General features: G+C 69.1%; 24 protein-coding genes. 9 read left to right on the forward strand and 15 right to left on the reverse strand.

Annotation, left to right across the window (positions count from 1 at the left end):
* The first annotated feature begins 52 nt into the window (after positions 1-52).
* From KXS11_RS09990 to KXS11_RS10000, 3 genes are all read left to right on the forward strand, one after another.
* Positions 53-958 carry an ABC transporter ATP-binding protein gene (locus tag KXS11_RS09990; protein WP_437385419.1) on the forward strand — a complete coding sequence of 302 codons (906 nt, stop codon included), beginning with the start codon at positions 53-55 and terminating at the stop codon, positions 956-958.
* Positions 955-1764 (forward strand): ABC transporter permease, encoded by an 810-nt coding sequence (locus KXS11_RS09995; RefSeq protein ID WP_437385420.1) that lies wholly within the window; start codon positions 955-957, stop codon positions 1762-1764. The genes KXS11_RS09990 and KXS11_RS09995 overlap by 4 nt, the downstream gene beginning before the upstream one ends.
* Positions 1765-1899: 135 nt before the next feature.
* Entirely contained in the window at positions 1900-2916 is a 1017-nt protein-coding gene (locus tag KXS11_RS10000) for an acrylyl-CoA reductase family protein (protein WP_437385421.1), read from the forward strand.
* 264 nt (positions 2917-3180) lie between these two features.
* Here KXS11_RS10000 and KXS11_RS10005 read toward each other — a convergent pair whose 3' ends face one another.
* From KXS11_RS10005 to hemQ, 9 genes are all read right to left on the reverse strand, one after another.
* Complete coding sequence (locus KXS11_RS10005; protein ID WP_437385422.1) at positions 3181-3471, reverse strand: hypothetical protein; 291 nt, start codon at positions 3469-3471, stop codon at positions 3181-3183.
* Between the two features lie 113 nt (positions 3472-3584).
* The gene (locus tag KXS11_RS10010; protein WP_437385423.1) at positions 3585-3995 is read right to left on the reverse strand and encodes a DUF4190 domain-containing protein; all 411 of its coding nucleotides are present in this window, start codon (positions 3993-3995) and stop codon (positions 3585-3587) included.
* A gap of 168 nt (positions 3996-4163) precedes the next feature.
* Positions 4164-4511, reverse strand: coding sequence for a hypothetical protein (locus KXS11_RS10015; RefSeq protein ID WP_437385424.1), 348 nt, complete (start codon positions 4509-4511; stop codon positions 4164-4166).
* 109 nt (positions 4512-4620) lie between these two features.
* Entirely contained in the window at positions 4621-6036 is a 1416-nt protein-coding gene (gene hemL, locus KXS11_RS10020) for a glutamate-1-semialdehyde 2,1-aminomutase (RefSeq protein ID WP_437385425.1), read from the reverse strand.
* Positions 6033-7040 carry a porphobilinogen synthase gene (gene hemB / locus KXS11_RS10025; RefSeq protein ID WP_437385426.1) on the reverse strand — a complete coding sequence of 336 codons (1008 nt, stop codon included), beginning with the start codon at positions 7038-7040 and terminating at the stop codon, positions 6033-6035. The genes hemL and hemB overlap by 4 nt, the downstream gene beginning before the upstream one ends.
* A gap of 87 nt (positions 7041-7127) precedes the next feature.
* Positions 7128-7919, reverse strand: coding sequence for a uroporphyrinogen-III synthase (locus KXS11_RS10030; protein WP_437385427.1), 792 nt, complete (start codon positions 7917-7919; stop codon positions 7128-7130).
* Positions 7916-8863, reverse strand: coding sequence for a hydroxymethylbilane synthase (hemC, locus tag KXS11_RS10035; RefSeq protein WP_437385428.1), 948 nt, complete (start codon positions 8861-8863; stop codon positions 7916-7918). Before hemC ends, KXS11_RS10030 begins: the two co-directional genes overlap by 4 nt.
* On the reverse strand, positions 8860-10110 hold the full coding sequence (locus tag KXS11_RS10040; RefSeq protein ID WP_437385429.1) for a ferrochelatase: 1251 nt from the start codon (positions 10108-10110) through the stop codon (positions 8860-8862). The genes hemC and KXS11_RS10040 overlap by 4 nt, the downstream gene beginning before the upstream one ends.
* Positions 10110-10832: a hydrogen peroxide-dependent heme synthase gene (gene hemQ, locus KXS11_RS10045; RefSeq protein WP_437385430.1), complete on the reverse strand. Its 723-nt coding sequence runs from the start codon at positions 10830-10832 to the stop codon at positions 10110-10112. Before hemQ ends, KXS11_RS10040 begins: the two co-directional genes overlap by 1 nt.
* 92 nt (positions 10833-10924) lie before the next feature.
* Between hemQ and KXS11_RS10050 the strand changes: the two genes are divergently transcribed.
* Complete coding sequence (locus tag KXS11_RS10050) at positions 10925-11386, forward strand: GNAT family N-acetyltransferase (protein WP_437385431.1); 462 nt, start codon at positions 10925-10927, stop codon at positions 11384-11386.
* Between the two features lie 39 nt (positions 11387-11425).
* Here the strand turns inward: KXS11_RS10050 and KXS11_RS10055 are convergent, their stop codons facing one another.
* Entirely contained in the window at positions 11426-12157 is a 732-nt protein-coding gene (locus KXS11_RS10055) for a hypothetical protein (protein ID WP_437385432.1), read from the reverse strand.
* Positions 12158-12322: 165 nt separating this feature from the next.
* Between KXS11_RS10055 and KXS11_RS10060 the strand changes: the two genes are divergently transcribed.
* Genes KXS11_RS10060 through KXS11_RS10070 form a run of 3 tightly spaced genes read left to right on the forward strand, consistent with a single transcriptional unit; the run spans position 12323 to position 15516 of the window.
* Positions 12323-13627, forward strand: coding sequence for an alpha/beta hydrolase (locus KXS11_RS10060; RefSeq protein ID WP_437385433.1), 1305 nt, complete (start codon positions 12323-12325; stop codon positions 13625-13627).
* Positions 13628-13678: 51 nt separating this feature from the next.
* The gene (locus KXS11_RS10065; RefSeq protein ID WP_437385434.1) at positions 13679-15076 is read left to right on the forward strand and encodes an alanine--tRNA ligase-related protein; all 1398 of its coding nucleotides are present in this window, start codon (positions 13679-13681) and stop codon (positions 15074-15076) included.
* A gap of 38 nt (positions 15077-15114) precedes the next feature.
* On the forward strand, positions 15115-15516 hold the full coding sequence (locus KXS11_RS10070; protein ID WP_437385435.1) for a hypothetical protein: 402 nt from the start codon (positions 15115-15117) through the stop codon (positions 15514-15516).
* On the opposite strand, the gene KXS11_RS10075 is transcribed toward KXS11_RS10070, so the two are convergent.
* A complete protein-coding gene (locus tag KXS11_RS10075) occupies positions 15517-16140 on the reverse strand; it encodes a hypothetical protein (RefSeq protein ID WP_437385436.1) in 624 nt (207 codons plus the stop codon).
* A gap of 100 nt (positions 16141-16240) precedes the next feature.
* On the opposite strand from KXS11_RS10075, the gene KXS11_RS10080 reads away from it, so the two are divergent.
* Positions 16241-17995: an alkaline phosphatase family protein gene (locus KXS11_RS10080; protein WP_437385437.1), complete on the forward strand. Its 1755-nt coding sequence runs from the start codon at positions 16241-16243 to the stop codon at positions 17993-17995.
* A gap of 50 nt (positions 17996-18045) precedes the next feature.
* Complete coding sequence (locus KXS11_RS10085) at positions 18046-19677, forward strand: bifunctional aspartate transaminase/aspartate 4-decarboxylase (RefSeq protein ID WP_437385438.1); 1632 nt, start codon at positions 18046-18048, stop codon at positions 19675-19677.
* Positions 19678-19680: 3 nt separating this feature from the next.
* Here KXS11_RS10085 and KXS11_RS10090 read toward each other — a convergent pair whose 3' ends face one another.
* The 4 genes from KXS11_RS10090 to KXS11_RS10105 are packed head-to-tail and all read right to left on the reverse strand — an operon-like array spanning position 19681 to position 22894.
* Positions 19681-21747, reverse strand: a complete 2067-nt coding sequence (locus KXS11_RS10090; protein ID WP_437385439.1) for a bifunctional lysylphosphatidylglycerol flippase/synthetase MprF — start codon at positions 21745-21747, stop codon at positions 19681-19683.
* Between the two features lie 48 nt (positions 21748-21795).
* Complete coding sequence (locus KXS11_RS10095; RefSeq protein WP_437385440.1) at positions 21796-22047, reverse strand: DUF3618 domain-containing protein; 252 nt, start codon at positions 22045-22047, stop codon at positions 21796-21798.
* Positions 22037-22459 (reverse strand): phage holin family protein, encoded by a 423-nt coding sequence (locus tag KXS11_RS10100; protein WP_437385441.1) that lies wholly within the window; start codon positions 22457-22459, stop codon positions 22037-22039. Before KXS11_RS10100 ends, KXS11_RS10095 begins: the two co-directional genes overlap by 11 nt.
* 18 nt (positions 22460-22477) lie before the next feature.
* Positions 22478-22894: a hypothetical protein gene (locus tag KXS11_RS10105; RefSeq protein ID WP_437385442.1), complete on the reverse strand. Its 417-nt coding sequence runs from the start codon at positions 22892-22894 to the stop codon at positions 22478-22480.
* Between the last annotated feature and the right edge of the window lie 69 nt (positions 22895-22963).

Genomic DNA, 22963 nt, shown 5'->3' on the forward strand with positions numbered 1-22963 from the left:
ACGGTGGACCGACGAGGGCGCGGATCCGGCCACGCCCCAGGGGAGGTACCGGATGACTGCTGGCGTGACGATCGAGTTCAATGCACTCACGAAGAGCTTCGGGGCGGTGCAAGCCGTCGACGACCTGACGTTCCACGTGGAACCGGGCAAGGTCACCGGCTTCCTCGGCCCGAACGGCGCCGGCAAGACGACCACGCTGCGGATGCTGCTCGGCCTCGTGAAGCCCACGTCCGGCAGCGCGACCTTCGGCGGTGTCCCCTACGCGAAGCTCCCGGTTCCGGCAGCGACGGTCGGCGCGGCGCTCGAGGCGGCGAGCTTCGTTCCGGGCCGCACCGCCCGCAACCATCTGCGCGTCCATGCCTCCGCGGCGCGCCTCCCGTCGACCCGGGTCGACCTGGTCCTCGCCCAGGTCGGGCTCCTGGAGGCAGCCGACCGGCGGGTCGGTGGCTATTCGCTCGGCATGCGTCAGCGCCTGGGGCTCGCGACGGCGCTCCTCGGCGATCCCGGTGTGCTGGTGCTCGATGAACCGATCAACGGCCTCGACCCCGAGGGCATCAAGTGGATTCGCGGTTTCCTCACCGCGCTGGCCGCGGAAGGGCGCACGGTGCTCATCAGCTCCCACCTCCTGAGCGAGGTGCAGCAGTCGGTCGACGAGGTCGTCATCATCGCCAAGGGACGACTCGCGCACGTCGGGACGCTCGGGAGCCTCGACACCGCAGACACCCTACGCGTGGTCGTGAACTCCCCTGAGCACGATCGCCTCGCCGCAGCGCTCACCGCAGCCGGCTACACCTTCGAGGAGGCGAGGTCGGGTCTCATCGTGCACGACGTCGAATCGATCGAGATCGGTCGGGTCGCTCTCGCGGCAGGCGTCCCACTGAGCGCGCTGTCCCGGCATCGATCCGGACTCGAGGACTCGTTCCTCGCACTCGTCGGCGGCACGGAGGACCACGCATGAGCTCCCAACTCGCGGCGATCCGTTCCGAGTTCCTCAAAGTGTTCACCACCCGCGTGTGGTGGGGCATCGGGATCATCCTCTTCGTCTACGTCGCGTTCGTCGCGGCCGGCGCAGCACTGCTGTTCACGAACATCCCCGGCGCAGCGAACTCCCCAGCCGAAGCCGGGGTCCTCACCCAACCGCACCTCATCTACGGCTTCGCGACGAGTATCGGCTACGTGTTCCCCGTGCTCCTCGGAGCGCTCGCGACGACCGGCGAGTTCCGGCACCAGAGCCTGACGCCCACCTTCCTCGCCAACCCGAACCGCGGCCAAGTGCTCATCGGCAAGCTCGTCGCGCTCACCGGTGTCGGCGCGTTGTACGGGGTGATCGCGCTCGTGGCCTCGGTCGGGCTCGGTGGCGCGGCGCTCGCGATCGGCGGCATCGACCCACTGCTCGGCGACAGCGACACCTGGGCGCTCATCGGGCGGGCCGTGCTCGCGATGGCGCTGTGGGGCGCGATCGGCGTCGGGCTCGGTGCGGTACTGCCGAGCCAGGTCGGAGCGATCATCGTGGTCCTCGCCTTCACCCAGTTCGTCGAGCCGCTGCTCCGCCTCGCGGCCGGGTTCTCGTCGATCACCGCGGACATCGGCCGGTTCCTGCCCGGGGCCGCCACCGATGCACTCGTCGGGCCGAGCTTCTACTCGCTGATGTCGGCGCAACAGGGCGCCTTGGAGTGGTGGCAGGGCGGTCTCGTGCTCCTCGGCTTCGCGGTGGTGTTCGCCGGCATCGGAGCGGCGACCACCTGGCGTCGCGACGTCACCTGATCGCCCACCCGTCGACAGACTCTCGGGCCGGCGGCTTCCTCCACACCGGTCCCCGAGCTCGTCGTGGGGCGAGGACACGGGCGTAGGCTCGACGGACAGCCAAACACCGGTGTCCGCGCCGGGGACGGGAGCACCATGGGCCGCGCGTACGTCATCGAGCAGGTCGAGCAGGAGGACGCGAAGCCCACGAGAACCGTGGAACTGCGGGACGTGCCGGACGCATCACTCCCGGACGAGTCGGTCACCGTGGATGTCGAGTTCTCCAGCGTCAACTACAAGGACGCCCTCGTCCTCACCGGCAAGGCCGGGGTCGTGCGCTCCTTCCCGATGGTCGCGGGCATCGACCTCGTCGGCGTCGTCGCGGCGTCGAGCGACCCGGACTGGACGCCCGGCGACCGGGTCGCCCTGTTCGGCGACGGGCTGAGCGAGACGCGCTTCGGAGGTCTCGCCGAGCGTGCGCGGGTGCGGCCCGACGCCCTCGTCCGCGTCCCCGACCACGTCTCCAGTGAGCGGGCTGCTGCGATCGGGACCGCCGGCTACACGGCGGCGCTGTGCGTGCTGGCGCTCGAGCACGGCAGCCTGGCGTCCGGTGCCGTGCAACCGGGTGGCCTCCCCGTGCTCGTCACGGGGGCCGGCGGTGGTGTCGGCAGCGTCGCGATCGCCCTCCTCGCCGCGGCCGGCTTCGACGTCGCGGCATCGACAGGGCGGGTCGACGAGCTCGGCTCGGAACTCCGTCGGCTCGGCGCCACCTCGATCGTCGACCGGGCTGAGCTGTCGGAGGCTGGGCGTCCGCTCGCCACGCAGCGCTGGTCCGGCGCGATCGACTCGGTCGGCGGCCAGACCCTCGCGACCGTGCTCTCGCAGGTGGAGTACGGCGGCACGGTCGCCGCCTGCGGGCTGGCGGGTGGACCGGACCTCCCGGCCACGGTCATGCCGTTCATCCTGCGTGGGGTGACGCTCGCCGGCGTGAACTCGGTCGAGGCTCCCCTCGCACTCCGGCAGGCGGCGTGGGATCGCGTCACGTCTGCACTCGACCTCGACCTGCTCGACTCCCTCACCGCGACCGTTCCCCTCGCCGACGCGGTGTCAGCGGCCGAGCGCGTCCTCGCGGGCGGCGTCCATGGCCGCATCGTCGTCGACGTCCGCGCCTGACCGCCCGAACCAGACAGGTGCCCGCCGACCATCCGTCCCCAACTCAGGACGCCCGCGGCGTGTCGCCCGCGTCAGAGCACCACACGACCCGACACGCCGGAGCGTTCCTGAGTTAGGGAGAGGCTGACGGGAGGTGGGGGCGGGGTGCAGGTGGGGGCGGGGTGGAGGTAGAGGTGGGGTCGAGAGGACGAGGGGACGCAGCGACGGCGGCCGAGCCGGAGCCCGACCGCCGTCGTGAGTGATGCTGCGCCGAAGCGCGGGTGACTAGTAGCCCGTCGACGCCGACATCAGCGATGCGAACGCGGCGAAGTACAGGATGCCGCCGATGATGCCGAGCACGACGAGGATCGCGCCGATGATGACACCGATCTTCGCGAGCTGGTTCGGGTAGCCGGCGGCCTTCGACTGGTTCTGCGCGACGATGCTCAGGATCAGGCCCACGAGCGGGACGACGATCGCGAGGATGAGGCCGACGAGGCCGAGCGTCTTGCCCGGGTAGTCGGCGGGAACGGCGGCGGGCTGCTGGCCCGGCTGGTACTGCGGTGCGTTGGTCATGATGGTTCCTCTCGGGATGGTAGGTGCGCCGAGGGCGCGACCCAACAGTAGTGGGTTATCCGACTGAGATGGGATGGGGAGAACTCCCCAATCGTCAGCCTGGCGGAGTCGGGTTACGGGCAGGTGATGGTGGTGGCGCCGCTCGTGTGCGTGCCACTGCCGAGCTCAGCGCACGCCTCGGAGAACGCTGCCGCGCCGATCGAGATGGCGACGATCGTGATGATGATCCCGAGCACGATGAAGATGATCGACAGGATGAGGCCGACCTTCGCCGGGGTGTTCTTGACGCCAGCGCCCTTCGACTGCACGAGGGCGACGATGCTGAGGATGAGGCCGATCGGCGTCGCGACGAACGCGAGGATCAGGCCGACGATACCGAGCGTCTTCCCGACGGTCGGGTCACCCGAAGGGGTCGGTCCGCCCGAGTAGGACGGAGCCGCACCGTACGACTGCTGCGGCGGTTGCGGGGCCTGCGGCGGCTGCGGAGGCTGGCCGGGAAGATCACCGGGAGGAGGAGTCGACATGTCTGCGGGTCCTTTCGAACAGGCGAGCGCTACGGTTCGAGCGGCCCCCAGGATACCGGCCAACCGTCGTTTTTGTACCCTGTTCGGGGCAAATGAATACAGTTCCGCGCCGACCAGCAGGGGTATCCCTGAGCTGACACCCGGGCGGACCCACCCTCGAGGCGTGCGTCAGGGGAGGTTCAGGGCCGCGATCAGCTCGGCACCGTGGCGCGTCGTGACGATGACGCGCGAGTACTCGGCGTCTTCGAGATCGATGACGACGGAGGGCTTCGTGCCCTTGATGACGAGGAAATCCTTGCCGCCGTGGAACTTCCACTGGCCGATGGCGAGCGTCAACGGGATCGCCGCGCCGGGCGCCCGAATACCGCGGACCCAGATCCATGGATCGTCGGTGATGGTGGCGGAGCGAATGCTCGACCGCGGCACGACGACATTGCTCTTGCGCAGCGCCAGAGCCTTGTCGTACGCGGACAGCTCGATCTCCAGTCGGTCGGGGTGTAGACGCAAGGAGGCCATGCCTCTAGTCTGCCAAGCCCCACCGACGTTCGTGCAGCCGCAAGTTCACAAAGCGGTAACGCATCAGTTGTGCGACAGCACGAGCCCGAGGTGGACGCCAGGCATCGCCCTACCGGACCGCAGCCGCAGCGGCCCGCGCCGCACCGGGCAGGGCGTCGAGGATGCGTCCGATCGCCTCGTCGTCATGCGCAGCCGAGACGAACCAGGCCTCGTAGACGCTCGGCGGCAGGGACACCCCGGCGTCGAGCATGCGGTGGAAGAACGCGGGGTACCGGAAGGCGTCCTGGCTGAGCACGGCCGCGTAGTCGGTGGGCGCCGTCTCGCTGAAGGCGAAGGAGAACAGGTTGCCGGCGCGCTGGACCGTGTGGGCGACGCCCGCCTCGGTGAGCGCGTCCGACGTCGCCTGCGAGACGGTCGCGGCAGCGGCGTCGACCGCACGGTAGACGTCCTGGTCGGCCAGCCGAAGGGTCTCGATGCCGGCCGCGAGCGCCACCGGGTTCCCCGACAGCGTGCCCGCCTGGTAGACGGGGCCGAGTGGCGCGAGCAGGTCCATGAGCTCGGCGCGACCACCGAGGGCGGCGAGCGGCATGCCACCGCCGATGACCTTGCCGAAGGTGAAGATGTCAGGCTGGTACACACCCACGGGGATGCTGATCGCACCGGTCGAGTTCGCGACCGCGTGGTTCCCCGCCTCCCACGCCTCGGCTCCCGGCACCGGCTCCGTCCCGGGCGCGACGGCTGCGAGCCCTCGGTTCTCGAGCCCCCACCAGCCGGCGGAGGACACGCGGAATCCGGTGAGCACCTCGTCCATGATGACGAGCGCACCGTGCCGGTGGGCGAGCCTGATCACCGCGGCGTTGAAACCCGGTGCCGGCGGCACGACACCCATGTTCGCGGAGGCCGCTTCCATGATGATCGCGGCGATCTCGGTGCCGCGCTCGGCGAACACCTCGTCCAGCGCCGCACGGTCGTTGTACGGGACGACGATCGTCTGCGCCGCGGTCTCTGGTGTGACGCCGGCCGAACCGGGCAGCGCGAGCGTCGCGACACCGGAGCCAGCCTCGGCGAGCAGGCCGTCGGAGTGGCCGTGGTAGTGACCGGCGAACTTGACCACGATGCTGCGACCGGTCGCGCCACGGGCGAGACGAATGGCGGTCATCGTCGCCTCGGTGCCGGTGGACACGAGCCGCAGTTTCTCGATCGGCGCGACGCCCGAGGCCTGCACACGCTCCTTGACGAGCTCGGCGAGCTCGGTCTCGGCCGGGGTCGATGCACCGAACGACAGCCCCCGGGCCGCGGCCGCCTGCACGGCTTCGACGACCTGCGGGTGCGCGTGCCCGAGGAGCGCAGGGCCCCACGCGCTCACCAGGTCGACGTACGAGGCGCCCTCGGAGTCGGTGATGTAGGCGCCCTTCGCCGACACCATGAAACGGGGAGTGCCGCCCACCGAACGGAAGGCTCGGACCGGCGAGTTCACGCCGCCGGGAATGGAGCGCTGGGCTCTCGCGAAAGCTGCGTCGTTCATCGGGTTCCTCCCGCACGCAGACCGCGTGCCTCATCCAGCCAGCCCGCGAGTTCGACGGCCCAGTAGCTCAACACGACCTCCGCGCCGGCACGCTTGATCGACAGCACCGACTCCTCGACGGCGCGGCGGCGATCGATCCAGCCCTGCTGGGCGGCAGCCTCGATCATCGCGTACTCGCCGGACACCTGGTAGGCCCAGACGGGGATGGAGACCGTGGCGGCGACATCTGCCAGCACGTCGAGGAAGCTTCCGGCAGGCTTCACCATCACGATGTCGGCGCCCTCGGCCTCGTCGATCAACGCTTCGCGCAGACCCTCGCGGCGGTTGGCCGGGTCGAGCTGGTAGGTGCGACGATCGCCCTGGAGCTGCGAGTCGACGGCCTCTCGGAAGGGGCCGTAGAGGGCGGAGGCGAACTTGGCGGAGTAGGCGAGGACGATCGTGTCCTCGAAGCCGGCGACATCGAGGGTCTCGCGGACGGCGGCGACCTGGCCGTCCATCATGCCCGAGAGGCCGAGCAGCGCGGAGCCGGCCTCGGCCTGCGCGACGGCCATGTCGCGATACCGCTCGAGGGTGCGGTCGTTGTCGACGCGGCCGCGGCTGTCGAGCACACCGCAGTGGCCGTGGTCGGTGAACTCGTCGAGGCACAGGTCGGTCTGGACGACGAGCGCGTCGCCGACCTCCGCGACGAGTTCGCGCGTCGCGACGTTGAGGATGCCGTCGGGGTCGGTCGCGCCGGAGCCCGTCGCGTCGCGCTCCTCCGGGACGCCGAACAGCATGACACCGCCGACGCCGGCCGCCGCAGCCTCGGCAGCCGCGCGGCGCGCACTGTCGAGCGTGTGCTGGACGACGCCCGGCATCGAGCTGATCTCGACCGGTTCGGAGATGCCCTCACGGACGAACATGGGGAGCACCAGCTCTGCCGGGTCGAGTCGCGTCTCGCTGACGAGACGACGGATGGCCGGCTGCTGCCGGAGACGACGGGGGCGGGTCTCGGGAATGCTCACCACACCAGCCTACGCGGGCCTCACGCCACTTACTGACTTGCCCGGAAACGCACGGATTCGGCGCATTTTCGTGCGTTTTGAGGCGACTCAGCGCGGGAGGGCGACCTTCACGATGGCCTCGATGAGCGAGTCGACGGTCTGCTGCTCGGCGACGATGTCGACCCGCAGACCGAAGCCGCGGGCGTCGCGAGCCGTCCGGGGACCGATCGCCGCGATGACCGTGGTCTCGGGGATCTCCGGGAACTGCGTGCGCACCTGCTCCGCCACGCTGCCCGACGTGATGAGGATTGCGCGGACCTTGCCGCTTGCGACGTCTCCGACGATCTTCTCCGCGACCGGCACCCCCACGGTGCGGTACGCGACGACCGACTGCACGTCGTGACCGGCGGCGATGAGGCCCTCCGTGAGCAGCGGCTTGGCGATGGCGGATCGGAGTGTGAGGATGCGCTTCGGGTGGGGCTCGAGGGCCGTGAGCTCCTGCACCATGCCCTTCGCGGAGTTGTCCTTCGCCGGGACGAGGTCGACGTTGTAGCCGACAGCGGTGAGTGCCGCAGCTGTGGTCTCACCGACGGCCGCGACCTTCGTCGTGTCGGGGATGCGGATGCGCTGGGAGGACAGGACGTCGACCGTCGTCGCACTCGTGACGGTGAGCCAGTCGAACTCCCCGGCCTCGAGTGCCGCGAGCGCCGTTGCCAGGGTGTCGGGGTCGTCCGTGCTCGCGAAGTTGATCATGGGTGCGACGACGGGCGAGCCGCCCTTGCCGCGCACGGTCCCGGCCACGGAGTCGCCCCAGGGACCACCGCGCGGCACGAGCACGCGCCACCCGCCCAGGGGTTTCGTCGCGGTCGGCACGGTGACGGGTGTGGTCCAGTCGTTCACGCAGCGCCTCCCAGCGGGGCGAGATCGGCGGCGCCGGCCTCGATGAGCTCGTCGGCGAGCGCGACGCCGAGGGCGTCGGCCGCCTGCAGCAGCTCGCGTCGGTGTCCGTCGCCGGAGAAACCCTCGGTGTGGCTCTCCAGGTGGATGATCTTCGTGCCGTCGAGCGCGTAGACAGCTGCCTGCAGGACGAGGACCTCGTCGTCGAGCCAGGCGGCGGCACCGACGGGGGCTGAGCAACCGGCTTCGAGGCGGCGCAGCACTGCGCGCTCCGCGGTGGCCTGCCAACGGCTCGGCGCGTGGTCGAGGAGGGCGATGGAGCCGGCGATCGAGGACTCCTCGTCGTCGAGGCACTCGACTGCGAGTGCACCCTGGCCGGGCGCGGTGGGCCAGGTGTCGAGGTCGAAGAGACCGGTGACGGCGTCGAGCCGCCCGAGTCGTGTGAGGCCGGCCGCCGCGAGGACGACGGCGTCGAGGTCTTCATCGATCCGGCGGAGGCGCGTGTCGATGTTGCCACGGATGTCGATGACGTCGAGGTCGGGGCGGACCCGCTTCAGCTGGGCGATGCGGCGCGGCGAACCGGTGCCGATGCGGGCGCCCTGCGGCAGCTCCTCGAGTGAACGGCCGCCGGATGCGCACAGGGCGTCGCGAGGGTCTTCGCGCATCGGGATCGCGGCGATGGTGAAGCCCTCGGCCGGGGCCGTCGGGAGGTCCTTCAGGGAGTGCACCACGAGGTCGCACGCGCCGTCGCGCAGCGCGTCGCGGAGCGCGTTGACGAACACGCCCGTTCCCCCGATGGTCGAGAGCGATTCACGGCTCGTGTCGCCGTGCGTCGTGACCGTGACGATCTCGATCTCCTCGCCGGTGGCGGCGGAGAGCGCGTCGGCCATGTGGCCGGTCTGCGCCAACGCGAGTGCGCTGCCGCGGGTGCCGATGCGCAGGGTCATGGAGCGATCCCCGAATAGGCGGGTTTGAAGCCGAGACGAGCGTTCTCGCAGCACCCGGGGCGACAGACGTCGTACCAGGGACCGAGCTCGGTCATCGCCGGCCGTTCCTCCACCGGCACGCCGTCGCGGCGCTCCAGGACGAGGTCGACGAGGCCCTTGACGTACGCGGCCGATGTTCCGGGGGTCGCGACGCGCACGGCGGCGAGGCCGTGCTCACCGGCCGTCTCGATGGCCTCGTTGTCGAGGTCCCACATGACCTCCATGTGGTCGCTCACGAAGCCGAGCGGCACGATGACGACGGCCTTGCGACCGGCGGCAGGGAGCTCGGCGATCGCGTCGTTGATGTCGGGCTCGAGCCACGGCATGCTCGGCGGGCCGGAGCGGGACTGGTACACGAGCTGCCAGGGCACGGTGATGCCGGAACCGATGGCACCGCCGAGGACGCCCTGCTCGCGCAGCTGGTCGATGGCGTTCGCCATGACGACTTCGGCCACCGCGAGGTGCTGGGCCTCGTACGCGCCGTGGTCGCCGAAGTTCCGGAAGTCGGGGCCCGACTTCGCCGCATCGCCCGTGGGGATCGAGTGGGTCGCGAAGAGCACCTCGATGTCGGTCGACGCGTCGAGGTCCGGCTGCTCGCGCAGGTAGTCGGCGATCGCGTCGCGGACACCGTCGATGAACGGGTTCACGAAGCCGGGGTGGTCGAAGAACTGACGCACCTTGTCGATCTGGATGACGCCGTCGAGGCCTGTCTCGTCGATCGCGATCGCGAAGTCCTCGCGATACTGGCGACAGCTGGAGTACGAGGAGTACGCACTCGTCGCGATGGCGATGAGCTTCGTGTATCCGCGCTCGTTCGCCTCGGTGAGGGCGTCGCGCAGGTAGGGGTCCCAGTTGCGGTTGCCCCAGAGGACCGGAAGGTCGATACCTCGCGAGGCGAGTTCGAGCTCGAGCGCCGCTTTGAGCGCACGGTTCTGGTCGTTGATGGGGCTCACGCCGCCGAAGTGGCGGTAGTGGTGCGCCACCTCCTCGAGGCGTTCCTCGGGGATGCCACGGCCGCGTGTGACGTTGCGCAGGAAGGGGATGACGTCGTCCTGACCCTCCGGACCACCGAAACCGGCGAGCAGGATGGCGTCGTAGGCGACGGGTTCGGTGACGTGCTCAGGGCCGGCTGCAGCAGCATCCGTCGCGCCGAGGACGATTCGTTCCGGACGGTCGAGGCCGGTGCTTCCGAGGTTCGCGGCGGCCATCAGCGCACCACCTCGAGCGCCTCGGCGGGCGTGATCCGACGCCCCGTGAAGAACGGCACCTCTTCACGGACGTGGCGGCGGGCCTCCGTGTTGCGAAGATCGCGCATCAGGTCGACGAGTTCGACGACATCGTCGGCTTCGAGCGGCAGGAGCCACTCGTAGTCGCCGAGTGCGAACGACGCGACCGTGTTGGCCAGCACCCCGGTGAACGCCGCACCCTGTCGGCCGTGCTCGGCGAGCATCTTGCGACGCTCCGCCTCGGGGAGCAGGTACCACTCGTAGCTGCGCACGAACGGGTACAGGCAGAGCCACCCCTTCGGCTCGATGCCGCGGAGGAAGCCGGGCACGTGCTGACGGTTGAACTCCGCGTCGCGGTGCACGCCCATCGCGTTCCACGTCGGCGCGAGCGACCCGATGATCGCCGTACGGCGCAACTCGCGGAGCGCGGCCTGAAGGCCTTCCGCGGTGTCGCCGTGCAGCCACAGCATCAGATCGGCGTCGGCACGGAGGCCGGACACGTCGTAGATGCCGCGCAGGGTCACGTCTTGCGCCTCGATGAGCGCGATCGACGCTTCGAGTTCGGAGACATGCTCATCGCCGAGCGGCAACGCAGTGGCCGGCTCTCGGCGCAGGACGGCCCACAGGGTGAAGCCTGAGGGTCCAGTCGGGGTGTCTGAGTCGGATGGGTGGTGCGATGCCTCGGCAGAGGCCGGGTGAGTCATACCCCTATCCTCACCCAGTTCCGTCGATTGGGCAAAAGGGGCAGGTCACGATTGACTCTGAGCCTGCCCTCACTCCTCGCTACAGTCGGAGGATGAGCGCCCCGCAGACCACGGTCGAATACCACGTCGCCCACGCCGCGGACATGGACCCGGTGGTGCTGTACCGGCTGTTGAGGATCCGTGTCGACGTGTTCGTCGTCGAGCAGACGGCCCTGTTCGCCGACCTCGACGGCCGCGACATCGACAGCGACACCCTCCTCGCCTGGGCGCAGGAGGGTGATGAGGTGCTCGCGACCATCCGCATCCTGACCGAGGACGACCATCTCGTGATCGGGCGTGTCGCCACCGCGTTCGGGGCGCGCGGCCGGGGACTGGCCGCCGAACTCATCCGACGTGCGGTGGACGAGCACGGCCACCACGAGCTGCGGATGGAGGCGCAGGAACGGCTCGCGGGGTGGTACGGCCGGTTCGGTTTCGAGGTGAGCGGCCCGTCGTACGTCGAGGACGACATCCTGCACGTGCCGATGACGCGCCAGGCGACCGCCGCTCCCTGAACCGGACCACGGCCCGAACCGGACCACGGCCCCCGGAACTCACCCGGGCAGCGGACGCAACGGGTTCTGCTGCGCGAGCTCGACCACGATGCGTCTGTCGTCTCCAGGCTTCGCCGGGTCGAACCAGAGGCGCGTCTCCTGCCCGTTCTCCACCGGGTGCGCGGCGTGGATCACCATCTGGCGCTGCACCCACCGGCGCGTACCCGCGAGGTCGACGAAGCTGAACGTGACCGTCGTGAAGATCCGGTCGCTCTCGTGGAAGACGGTCCATCCGCGGTCGGTGACCGTCGCCGTCGTCTCCCGTCCGGAACGCACCGCGTCATCGGCACGGGTGACCGATCGGCGACGTGCGGCTGCGGCGACGAGACCGAGGATCAGGGCACCGGCGGCGAGTACCAGCAATCCGATGACGACGAGGCTGAGCATTCCTCGGTCGTCCACGCGCTGCGAGACGAGGAACACTCCGAGCGCACCGCCGAGGAGCACCGCGGTGCTGCCGTACATGATCCCGAGGTCGCCGCGCCTGGCGACGAGGAACGTCCAGGCGATCGACGAGATGACTGTGAGGGCCATGCCGACGGGGATCGCCGCGGCGACGAGTCCGTCCACCTGCTCGGTGTCGAGATCGACCATCCACCCGAAGCCGCCCCAGCCGAAGCCGAGGGCGCACCCACCGGCGAACAGGAGGAGCAGCGTGACGACCACGCGCAGGTTCGACGGCCGACGCGCCGCCCGGAGCTGCTTCGCGATGCCGGGATCGATGGTGCTCATGCCTCCAGTGAAGCGCAGGGGCAGCCCCTCGACAAGCTCGGGGACCGGAACCGAGGGGAGCCGCACGAGGCGCGCACGCGCAAGCCACTGGTGGGAGCGCGCCGCTCCCGGTAGTGTCCGAGGACTCCTCAGGCGGAGCGACGACAGCGGTACGGGGCTGGGTGCATGGACTGGTTGTGGGATCTGAACGTCATCGACGGCCCCTTGGTGTGGGTGCTGTACGGGCTGAGTCTCGCCGGCCTCCTGTACCTGTTCATCCGACGGGCGCGCCTGCTCTGGTACCTGAGCGCGATCATCGCCCTGCTCGTCGGAGCGCTGCTCGCGGTCGCGACGGTCTGGCTGCTGTTCGACCTGCTCGACCTCTTCGGCGGCCCGCTGCTGGTCGGGGCGATGCCCTGGATCCTCGCCACCTTCGCCGCCATCGCCCTCGCGATCCTGACGATCTGTTGGCGCGTCACCTGGAAGCGTCGGGTGCTCGCCGTCGTCTGCATCCTCGTCTTCGGCGCGACCGGCGCGATCGGCGTCAACGGTGCGTACGGACTCCAGACGACGCTCGGCTCGATGTTCCACATCCCGAGCGGCAAGGCGGTCGACATCCTCCGCCCGCCGACGACACCGACGCCCGACCCCACGCAACCGCTGTACGAGACCTGGAAGCCGCCGGCCGACATGCCGAAGGTCGGGACGAGTGGCCCGCTCCCCGCGGGCGAGCAGATCCCGAACACGAAGTCCGGCTTCGCCGCTCGCCCAGCACAGATCTACTACCCGCCGGCAGCCCTCGTGAAGAACCCTCCGGCGCTGCCGTTCGTCCTCATGATGATGGGCCAACCGGGCGACCCGGAGGCCAAGTGGATCGGCGGCGCCCTCGATGCGATCGCAGCCGAGAACAACGGCCTCGCACCGATCGCCCTCGTCGTCGACCAGCTCGGCGATCCGTCGAAGGATCCGCTGTGCATCGACGGCAAGCTCGGCAACGTCGAGACGTACATCACGCAGGACGTCATCCCCTGGGTGAACACGAACCTGCACGTCCTCCACGGCCGCGACTTCTGGACCGTGGCCGGCTACTCCTCCGGCGGCGGCTGCGCGCTCTACTACGGGGCGAAGTACCCGGACACCTTCGGCAACATCGTCAGCATCTCCGGCGAGGAGTACCAGGGCTCCGACGTCGCCGACGCCAACCTCAAGACGATGTTCGGCGGCGACCAGGCGGCCTATGACGCGATCAAGCCGACGACGATCATGACCGGTCGGAACTACCCCGACACGGACGCCTTCTTCTCGGCAGGCACCGCCGACCCGGTCTACCTCGCCGCGATGCAGCGGAACGCCGCGGCGACGGCGGCCGCCGGGATGGTGACACGCACCTTCGAGGTCCAGGGCGGCGACCACGGTGTCGGTTCGCTCACCGGTGGGCTCGACCAGACACTGCGCGCCCTCTACCCGAGGCTCGGCCTCTCGAAACCCTGACCCAGAGCATCATCGACGAACCCGACCGATCACGAGCAGATTGCAGAGCGTATGAACACCGACGAGATCCGCCAGGCCTTCCTCGACCTCATGCAGGAGAACGGGCACGTCCGCATCCCTCGCGCCCCGCTCATCCCGCGCGACGACCCGACGACGCTGTTCACGGGCAGCGGGATGCAACCGCTCCTGCCGTATCTGCTCGGCGAAACGCATCCGGCGGGTACCCGGTTGACGGACAGCCAGACCTGTCTGCGGGCGCAGGACATCGACGAGGTCGGCGACAACCGGCACACGACCTTCTTCGAGATGCTCGGCAACTGGAGCCTCGGCGACTACTTCAAGCAGGAGCAGATCCCCCAGGTGTGGACGTTCCTCACCGAACGCGTCGGACTCGACCCCCACCGCATCTACGTCTCCTGCTTCAGCGGCGACGAGGAGCACGGCATCCCGAAGGACGAGGAGTCGGCCGGGATCTGGGCCCGTCTCTTCGCAGCCGCCGGAGCGGACACCGAGACCTTCGACGCCGGCACCGAGGAACATGCGGCCCAGGTCGGCACGGACGGCGCCCGCATCGTGTTCTACAGCAAGAAGAACTGGTGGTGCAGAGGCGGGAGCGCTGCCGACATGCCCGTCGGCGAGCCGGGCGGGCCCGACACCGAGATCTTCTACCTCTTCCCGCACGTCGAGCACGACCCCGCGTACGGCGAGCACTGCCACCAGAACTGCGACTGCGGCCGCTTCATCGAACTCGGCAACTCGGTCTTCATGGAGTACCGCAAGACCGAGGACGGGTTCGAACTCCTGCCCCGCCGGAACGTCGACTACGGCGGCGGGCTGTCCCGGATCGCCGCGGCCGCGATGGACACGTCCGACGTGTTCCGGACCGCACTGCTGTGGCCGATCATCGAGCGGCTCCAAGACCTGTCCGGGCACTCCTATGAGGACGAGACCAGGGCGATGCGCGTCATCGCCGACCACCTCCGCGGTGCGGTGTTCCTCGCGGTCGACGGCGTGCAGCCGAGCAACAAGGCACAGGGGTACGTGATGCGTCGGCTCATCCGTCGTGCCGTCCGCTTCGCCTTCGACCTCGGCCTCCAGGAGAACTTCCTGCCGGAGATCGTGCCGGCGATCGCCGGGATCTACGACACCCACTTCCCCGAGGTCGCAGAGCACGCGGAGTACGTCGAGGCAGTGCTCGCGAAGGAGGAGCAGTCCTTCCGACGCACCCTCCGCAAGGGCATCAACCAGCTCGAGGGGTTCCGGGAGAGCGGCGTCACCGGCGCTGAACTGTTCCTGCTGTACGACACCTTCGGCTTCCCCATCGAGCTGTCGGTGGAGGAGGCGCAGCGGCAGGGCATCGAGCTGAGCGAGCACTGGCACGAGGAGTTCGACGAGCACATGGCGGCGCAACGTGCGAGATCGCAGGCGTCGACGACGCTGCACGTCTGAACCCACCCGCACCCTATCGACCACCGGAGGTGAGCAGCATGCGCGACGCACCACGCAGCGTCCGAGGCGTCACGATCCTGGCCTGGATCGCGGGCATGCTGAGCATCCTCGGCGGGCTGTTCGTGCTGTGGGTCGCGGCGCTCCCGACCGACGAGCTGCTGCGCGACGACATCCTCGTGCTCGGGGTGTTCGAGATCGGGCTCGGACTCGCACTCGTCCTCAGCGCGAGCGCCCTGCCGAGCAGGCGGCGCTCGGCGCGGATCGTCGTGACGGTCATCGCGGGGCTCATGATCACGCACACCGTCCTCGCCGCACTGATCGGGCTTCCGCTCGCGTGGATCCCCAGCATCCTCAGCGTCATCGTGCTCGTGCTGCTGTGGGCGGGGCCGGCGCGGCGGTCCTTCGCGCGCACGACCGTCGAGGAGCCCCCGGCGGCGTGATCAGGCCGGAACCGAGGCGGGGCGCCCTCGTCGATCCCGCGCGAGACGTGCCACGGCGCCGTCGACGAGGGCACCCAGCCACGCGGCCGCCAGACCGCAGACGACCACGGTCCCTTCGATGAGCAGCGTGTACGTGCCCGACGTGACGGCGGCGATGTCGAGTGCGCTGCCGACGATCGGCGGGACGAACACGACGAGGAACGCGATCCACCCGAAACGACGCCCGCGCACGATGAACCACCCGCCGAGCCCGACGACGAGGGTGATGAACCCCTGGTTGAGGACGAACTGCCAGAACTCGACGGGATGCACGATGCTGCCGGTCCCCCGCTCGATGCCGAGGGTGGCCCAGGTGAACAGCACCGTGCAGGCCAGGGTGACGGCCGCGACCCGGCGAGCGCCGTCGACGGGCATGATCGAGAACGAGGCGACGTACAGGCCGACGATCGTGAGGAACTGGACGACGTTCACCAGTGGGACGTCGGTCCCGAGCGAACCCGCGTAGTTGGAGGCCTGGATGAACGCGGAGAAGTCCGTGGCGATGTTCAGGTAGCCCGCGAACAGCACTCCGACGAGCGCAGCACCGTACCGGGCACCGGTGTCGAAACGGAGGCGGTCTGCCATGAGTGGAATCTAGCCCACGGGGCGGACGATGTCAGCCCCCCTCCCGCGCCCGGCCGCAGGTCTACACTGAAGCAAATTGCACGCCTACCCGGGGGTCCGCATGGACGATCAGGACGGGACCGAGCGGTCCGAACCCGCGCACGAGGGTGCGTCGCGGCGCGACTTCCTGCGTCGTGCCGGGCTCGGTGCCGCGGGGCTCGCGATCGGTGGTTCCGCCGGTGCTGCCGCGACGGCGGCTCTCACGATCCACCCGCCGGAGTTCGCGCCCCTCCCGAAACGCAGTGCGCCCGGCTTCGACCACGTGGTCGTGGTGATGTTCGAGAACCGCAGTTTCGACAACATGCTCGGCTGGCTCTACACGGCTGAGGAGAAGCCGAGCCCTGCGGACTTCGACGGACTCGCCCAGGGGTCGTACGCCAACCCAGGACCGGACGGCAAGCCCATCCCGGCGTACGTCTACGAGGGCACGACCGACGTCATCATGCAGCAGCCGCAGCCCGATCCCGGCGAGCACTACGTCCACGTGAACACGCAACTGTTCAACACGGTGGACCCGCCGGGAAACGCCGACATCCGGAAGAACGGCCAGAATCCGCCGTACAACGCTCCGCCTGCGGGCACGAAGCCGAACAACCAGGGTTTCGTCAACGACTTCGTCATCAACTTCCGGCATGCTCGCGGCACCGAGCCGACCGCCGAGGACTACCGGGTCGCGATGGGCGGGTTCAGCCCGGAGATGATGCCGGTGCTCTCGACACTGGCCCGCGAGTTCGGGGTGTACGACCACTGGCACGCCGCCGTCCCGTCGCAGACGTTCTGCAACCGGCTGTTCTTCCACGCCTCCACCTCGCATGGCTTCGTCACGAACCACGGCGGTGACAGCTACTACAAGTGGATCAACGGTCCGGCGGCCGCGACGGTGTTCAACCGCCTCGAAGCGGCCGGGGTCTCGTGGCGGGTCTACTACGACGGCTCGCAGCTCGTGTCGCTCACCGGGATGCTGCATGCACCGTCCCTGCAGCCGTATTGGAAGAGCAACTTCCGCGACATCGAGCAGTTCGAGCAGGATGCCGCCAACGGCGACCTCCCGGCGTACTCGTTCGTCGAACCGCGCATGGTGTTCAACCACAACGACATGCATCCGCCGTGGGGGTCGACCGTGAACGAGGCGACGCTGCGGCTGAGCGACGGCGAGAAGATCCACGTGTACAACAGCGCACTCTCGGATGTGCGGGCGGGCGACGCCTTCGTGCACCGCGTCTACGAGGCGATCCGCACGGCGAACTCGGCGAAGGGTTCGAATGCGATGAACACGGCTCTCGTCTTCACCTTCGACGAACACGGTGGGACGTTCGACCACGTCGCACCGCCGGCGGCCACTCCTCCGGACGACTCGGGGCCTGGCGAGATGGGGTTCCTCTTCGACCGTCTCGGGCTGCGGGTGCCGACCATCGTCGTCAGCGCGTACACGGCCCGGAACACCGTGATCCACGACGAGATGCACCACGGCTCGATCATCAACACGCTCAGCCGACTGCACGGACTCACGCCACTCACCCGTCGTGACGACGAGGCGAACCCGATCTTCAACGCCGTCAACCTCACCGAGCCCCGCCAGCCGTACACCTGGCCGACGCCGTCGCCGCTCTACCTCCCGAAGAACCCGGAGTCGGGCGGCGCCCAGAAGGCTGCGGTGCAGCACCACTCGCGTCGGCTCTCGGCTCCGGGCGAAGGCCTCACCGGTCTGCTGCTCGCGCGCTTCAACCCGGGCAGCAAGGCACCCACGACGTACGGCGAGGCCTACGACGCCATCTACACCTACGGCAACGGCCTCTTCGGCAGCTTCGACACCTGACACCACCAGCCGCCGCGCCGACCCGCACGAACCGACCGGAAGGACGACCCATGCCCATCGCCGGTGTGTCCCGCGACCTCATCGCCCGACTGCAGACGCTGTCGCCGTTCGAGCTGAAGGCCGAGCTCGAGCGTCTTGCCGGCGAGCACGAATCGCGCACGGCCTTCCAGATGCTCAACGCAGGACGAGGCAACCCGAACTTCGTCGCGTCCACACCGAGGGAGGCGTTCTTCGCGCTCGGTCAGTTCGCGCTCACCGTGTCACGGGAGAACGCGGAGTGGGACCCTGAACTCATCGGGGTGCCGGAGAAGGACGGCATCGCCGAGCGCTTCGGCCGATGGCTGGACGAGCATCAGGGGGAACCGGGCACCGCCCTCCTGCGCGCGGTGCTCGACGACGGCGTCGCCCGGGGCTTCGTCCCGGACTCCTTCGTGTGGGAGCTCGCTGACGCCGTCATCGGCGACCACTACCCCTCGCCGGACCGCATGCTGCGGCACACCGAGATCATCGCCCGCGACTACCTCACCCAGGAGCTGTGCGGCGGCATCGCACCCGAGACCCCCTTCGACCTGTTCGCGGTCGAGGGCGGGACTGCGGCCATGTGCTACCTCTTCGACTCCCTCCTCGCGAACCGGATCCTGCACCCGGGCGACCGCATCGCCATCATGACGCCGATCTTCGCGCCCTACCTCGAGATCCCCGCCCTGCCCGACCACCGGTTCGACGTCGTGCACCTCACGGCGAGCACGGTCGACGCCCGCGGTGTGAACACCTGGCAGTACCCGCCCGAGCAGATCGACCGGCTGCGTGATCCGTCCATCAAGGCGCTCTTCGTCGTCAACCCGTCGAACCCGCCGTCGGTGCGCATGGCCGCCGACACGATGCGCCGCATCGCCGACGTCGTCAGGGAGGACAACCCGCAGCTCGCGATCATCACCGACGACGTGTACGCGACGTTCATCGACGGTTTCCGATCGCTCATGGCCGAACTGCCGCGCAACACGATCGGCGTGTACTCGTACTCGAAGTACTTCGGCGCGACCGGGTGGCGACTGGGACTCATCGCGGTGAACCGCGACAACATCTTCGACGAGGCGATCGCCGAGCTCGACGAAGCCGACCGGCAGGAGCTCGATGCGCGCTACGGCTCGCTCTCGCTCGACCCGCGGTCCATCCGTTTCATCGACCGCATCGTCGCCGACAGTCGTTCGGTCGCACTCAACCACACCGCGGGCCTGTCCCTCCCGCAACAGTGCATGCTGCTGCTCTTCTCCGCCTACGCACTCCTCGACACCGAGAACCACTACCGGCAGACGGTGCAACGCCTCATCGCGCGACGCCTGGACACGCTGGCCAGAGGCATGGGCGTCACGTTCCCCGACGACCCGGACCGTGTCGGGTACTACGTCGAACTCGACCTCCTCGCCTACGCCCGGCGGCACTGGGCTCCGGGCTTCGCCGACTACCTCGAGGCGACGTACGAGCCGACGGACATCCTGTTCCGGCTCGCCGAGCAGACCGGCATCATCCTGCTGAACGGGGGCGGCTTCGAGGGCCCGGTGTGGTCGATCCGCGTCTCGTTGGCGAACCTGCGCGACGAGGACTACGCACAGATCGGGAGGAGCCTCCGCGCGGTCGCACTGCAGTACGTCGCCGAGTGGGAGGCACGGCCGTCGAGCTGACGGTCAGTCCTTGCCGCGGACGAGCTCGAGACCGGCGCCCGCGAACTGGCGAAGGGTCGCCCCCGGCAGGAACGCGCGCGTGAGTGCCGCAGCGATGCGGGTGAGGTCCGACTCATCACGGAACAGCAGGTACAGCGTCTCGTAGCGCGGGTGGAACTTCTCCTTGAAGCGGTGCAGCGACTGGAACCCGTACACGGGCTCCAGGGTGTCCGCGAGCTTCTCACTGAGCACCGCGATCGGACCGGCGTCCGGCGGGTACTCGTGGGCGAGCGGAGCACCCGACAGGGACATGAACTGTGCACCTTCGTCACGGAAATGCAGGGCGGAGGAGCCGAGCAGGAACTCCATCACCGGCGGGAACCCGCCGTCGCGACGACGCATGAGATCGAGCGTCCAACCACGGACCGAACCCTCGCCGTACACCGGCAGCCACGACAGGAAGCCGTCGACGTCGCCGTTCGAGGACACCGCGAGGGCGACACGCACCTCGGGGTCGAGCGCCTGGTCGAGGGTGCCGAGCGTGAATCCCATCTCCGGCAGGCTCTTGTCACCCACCCACATGTCGGAGATCCCGCGCAGCTGCGCCTTGACGCCCCACGACTCGTCGGCGAGGGTCGTCATCCGGAAGGTCACGTCGTCCCGGGCGGCCCGGTTGATCGCCGTGCGGACCGAGTTCCACCGCTTGCCGACGAACTCGAGACCAGGGAGGTCGACGATCGTGTCGTCGGCGACGATGAGGTTCCGCCAGCTGTCGGGCACGGCAGCGCGGGTGCTCTCCTGCGAGCTGAAGAAGCACGGGATGAGCCCGGCCTCCTCGACCATGGTCGAGAACTCCGCCACCGCCTGCGCACGGCCCGACTCCGGCCCGATCGGGTCAGCGAGCGCGATCGCGACGCCGGCGTGCACCTGGTACGCGATGACGCCGGTCGAGGTGCGGGCGTAGTGCTGCCCCTCCCACGTCGTCATCCACGACAGCGTGCCGCCGCCGAAGGCGCGCAGCTCGTCCTTGACGTCGTCGACCGTCGGTGTCGGCGCGATCCCCACCTTCGACTTCCGTCGCCAGCGGAACGCGTTCCGGGTGACGATCAGGTACACCATCATGGCGACCCACAGCAGGGCGGTCGCGACCTCCGTCGACGGGTCGCCACCGATGTCGACCGTCACCTCGTCCTGGTCACCGACGGCGACGAGGAGCAGCACGAGCGCCGCCGTCAGGAGGTTGACGACGCCGAGCAGGATCGCGATCAGCCAGGCGAGGCGACGCGAACGCCGCAATCCGTTGGCGATGAGCAGGATGACGACCACGTCGAACGCGACATCGGCGAACGACCCGGACAGCGGCTCGGTCCGCCCGAACGGCCCGTTCGTCGGCACGAGGGCGACGAGGACGGTGATGGCGCCGAGCGCGAGCAGCCCGACGAACGCGATCAAACGCTTCTCACGGACCGTCGTGCGACGGAAACGGAGCGGCTTGTCGACCACGAGGACGGCGACCGCCGCGATCAGATGCTCGACGTCGGCGAGGCGCCCGCCGAAGAGGGTGGCGACGAGCAGGCCCGTCAGCAGGACGAAGAGTCCACGAACACGCCACGGCGCGGGGATCAGCGTGAGCGCGGCGATCATGCACGCCATGAGACCGCTGCCAGGACCGGCGTCGAGCAGCCCCGCGAGCATCCGGGCCCACGGCCACCCGGTCATCGAGAGCAGCCAGAAGATCAGCGAGGCAGCGAAGACGGCGAGGAGCTGGCCGAACCAGAAGTACGCGAGCGCCGCCCGCGTGCCCCGCTTGAACTCGAGATACGCCATGCCGAGGAAACCCACCGGGATGAGCGCGTAGAACCACGGCTGCGAGAAGAAGAACGTGCCCGTGATCGCCGTCCAGAACCGCCCCTGCTCGAACGCAGGCAGGCCGTACGCGACCCAGTCGTGCCAGGGACCGTCAGCGAGTGGTCGCCAGAGCCCCTGTGACACGACCCCGAGCACGAGGACGAGCGCGATGAGGGCCAGCGTCGCCGGGAGGCGTCGCACCACGTGGAGGAACCGGACTCGTGTCTCTCGCGGCGGGGCCAAGCGGGTCTCCGATGTTCAGCAGGCCAGGAGGCCAGCGGCTCGAAGCCGCTAGCGGGTGAGTGACCTGACGATACCCCAGACGGCGAGTCCTGCGACAGCCGCAACTCCGGCGACACCGGCGTAGAACACGGCCGGCCGTTCGACCTTGACCGTCGCGATGCGCACGATCATGCGACGCTTGGCCCGATGCATCTGCTTCGGGACGTTGAGCTTGTCCTCGATGGCGTTCAGCGTCGCGACGAGCTCGGCACGTGCCTGCTCGGGCGTCGGTGCCTGGCCCGGATACTGATCAGCGGTCATACTCGCCGACCCCCTTCACAGCCTTGATGTCTTCCTTCACGTTGTCGATCGGGCTCGGGTCCTCGTTGATCTTCTTGAAGTACCGCAGGGCGATCAGTACCAGGACGGCGGCGACGAGGACGAAGAGGACGAACACGCACAGCGCTGCGAGCCACGACGGCATCACCAGGGCCAGGGCGAGGATGAGCACCGCGACGAGCACGCCGACGGCGAAGAACAGGAACACGGCTGCACCGGCGACGAACGCCGCTCCGATGCCCGCGTACTTGCCCTTGTGGGCGAGCTGCGTCTTGACGTTCGCGATCTCCGCCTTGACGAGGTTCGACACCACGCCGGGCAGCTGACCGACGAGGGTCAGCAGGGACTCGTCGCGCTTGTCGACGCGCGGTTCGGATCGGTTGCGATCACTCATGAAACCCACCTTGCTGCGCTACTCTGCCGGCTTCGGCTTCGCCGCGGCCGGCTTCCGTGCAGCCGGCTTGGCAGGCGCCTTCGCGGCGGGCTTCGACGAACCCTTCGCCTCGATGGCGTCTTCGATGGCGTCTTCGACGTCCTCGATGGTGTTCTCGGCCTTCGCGATCGACCTGTCGAGCTTCTGGCCCGGCGTCGCACCTTGCTGCGAGACGACCTTGGCGATGCCGGTCACGCCGCTCCACAGCGCCGCGGGCACCTCGCTCACACGCGCCTTGGCGAAGTCCTCAACCTTGGTGCGCTGCACACGCACCGGCTTCGCGTTCCACAGCTTCAACCACTGCGTCTTGATCTGCTCGTATCGTTCGCGTCCGGCGCGGGTTCCGAGCACGTAGCCCGTGAGTCCACCGACGACGAACAGGACCTTGCCCTTCATGGCGCCTCCGTCTGTTCGAGTCGTGCTGGGGTACTGCATCCAACTGTTCCAGCGTAGTCGCGTGACGCC

Origin of the sequence: Plantibacter flavus (assembly GCF_051487245.1) — a bacterium.
Lineage (GTDB): Bacteria > Actinomycetota > Actinomycetes > Actinomycetales > Microbacteriaceae > Plantibacter > Plantibacter flavus_B.

Bases quoted from the DNA above. Each gene is read 5' to 3' on its own strand.
- hemQ (WP_437385430.1), bottom strand. From the start codon at position 10,832: ATGACTCACCCGGCCTCTGCCGAGGCATCGCACCACCCATCCGACTCA.
- KXS11_RS09990 (WP_437385419.1), top strand. From the start codon at position 53: ATGACTGCTGGCGTGACGATCGAGTTCAATGCACTCACGAAGAGCTTC.
- KXS11_RS10070 (WP_437385435.1), top strand. From the start codon at position 15,115: ATGCGCGACGCACCACGCAGCGTCCGAGGCGTCACGATCCTGGCCTGG.
- hemC (WP_437385428.1), bottom strand. From the start codon at position 8,863: ATGACCCTGCGCATCGGCACCCGCGGCAGCGCACTCGCGTTGGCGCAG.
- KXS11_RS10000 (WP_437385421.1), top strand. From the start codon at position 1,900: ATGGGCCGCGCGTACGTCATCGAGCAGGTCGAGCAGGAGGACGCGAAG.
- KXS11_RS10055 (WP_437385432.1), bottom strand. From the start codon at position 12,157: ATGAGCACCATCGATCCCGGCATCGCGAAGCAGCTCCGGGCGGCGCGT.
- KXS11_RS09995 (WP_437385420.1), top strand. From the start codon at position 955: ATGAGCTCCCAACTCGCGGCGATCCGTTCCGAGTTCCTCAAAGTGTTC.
- KXS11_RS10010 (WP_437385423.1), bottom strand. From the start codon at position 3,995: ATGTCGACTCCTCCTCCCGGTGATCTTCCCGGCCAGCCTCCGCAGCCG.
- KXS11_RS10050 (WP_437385431.1), top strand. From the start codon at position 10,925: ATGAGCGCCCCGCAGACCACGGTCGAATACCACGTCGCCCACGCCGCG.
- KXS11_RS10005 (WP_437385422.1), bottom strand. From the start codon at position 3,471: ATGACCAACGCACCGCAGTACCAGCCGGGCCAGCAGCCCGCCGCCGTT.
- KXS11_RS10015 (WP_437385424.1), bottom strand. From the start codon at position 4,511: ATGGCCTCCTTGCGTCTACACCCCGACCGACTGGAGATCGAGCTGTCC.
- KXS11_RS10065 (WP_437385434.1), top strand. From the start codon at position 13,679: ATGAACACCGACGAGATCCGCCAGGCCTTCCTCGACCTCATGCAGGAG.
- hemL (WP_437385425.1), bottom strand. From the start codon at position 6,036: ATGAACGACGCAGCTTTCGCGAGAGCCCAGCGCTCCATTCCCGGCGGC.
- KXS11_RS10060 (WP_437385433.1), top strand. From the start codon at position 12,323: ATGGACTGGTTGTGGGATCTGAACGTCATCGACGGCCCCTTGGTGTGG.
- KXS11_RS10085 (WP_437385438.1), top strand. From the start codon at position 18,046: ATGCCCATCGCCGGTGTGTCCCGCGACCTCATCGCCCGACTGCAGACG.
- KXS11_RS10095 (WP_437385440.1), bottom strand. From the start codon at position 22,047: ATGACCGCTGATCAGTATCCGGGCCAGGCACCGACGCCCGAGCAGGCA.
- KXS11_RS10075 (WP_437385436.1), bottom strand. From the start codon at position 16,140: ATGGCAGACCGCCTCCGTTTCGACACCGGTGCCCGGTACGGTGCTGCG.
- KXS11_RS10105 (WP_437385442.1), bottom strand. From the start codon at position 22,894: ATGAAGGGCAAGGTCCTGTTCGTCGTCGGTGGACTCACGGGCTACGTG.
- KXS11_RS10080 (WP_437385437.1), top strand. From the start codon at position 16,241: ATGGACGATCAGGACGGGACCGAGCGGTCCGAACCCGCGCACGAGGGT.
- KXS11_RS10100 (WP_437385441.1), bottom strand. From the start codon at position 22,459: ATGAGTGATCGCAACCGATCCGAACCGCGCGTCGACAAGCGCGACGAG.
- KXS11_RS10040 (WP_437385429.1), bottom strand. From the start codon at position 10,110: ATGGCCGCCGCGAACCTCGGAAGCACCGGCCTCGACCGTCCGGAACGA.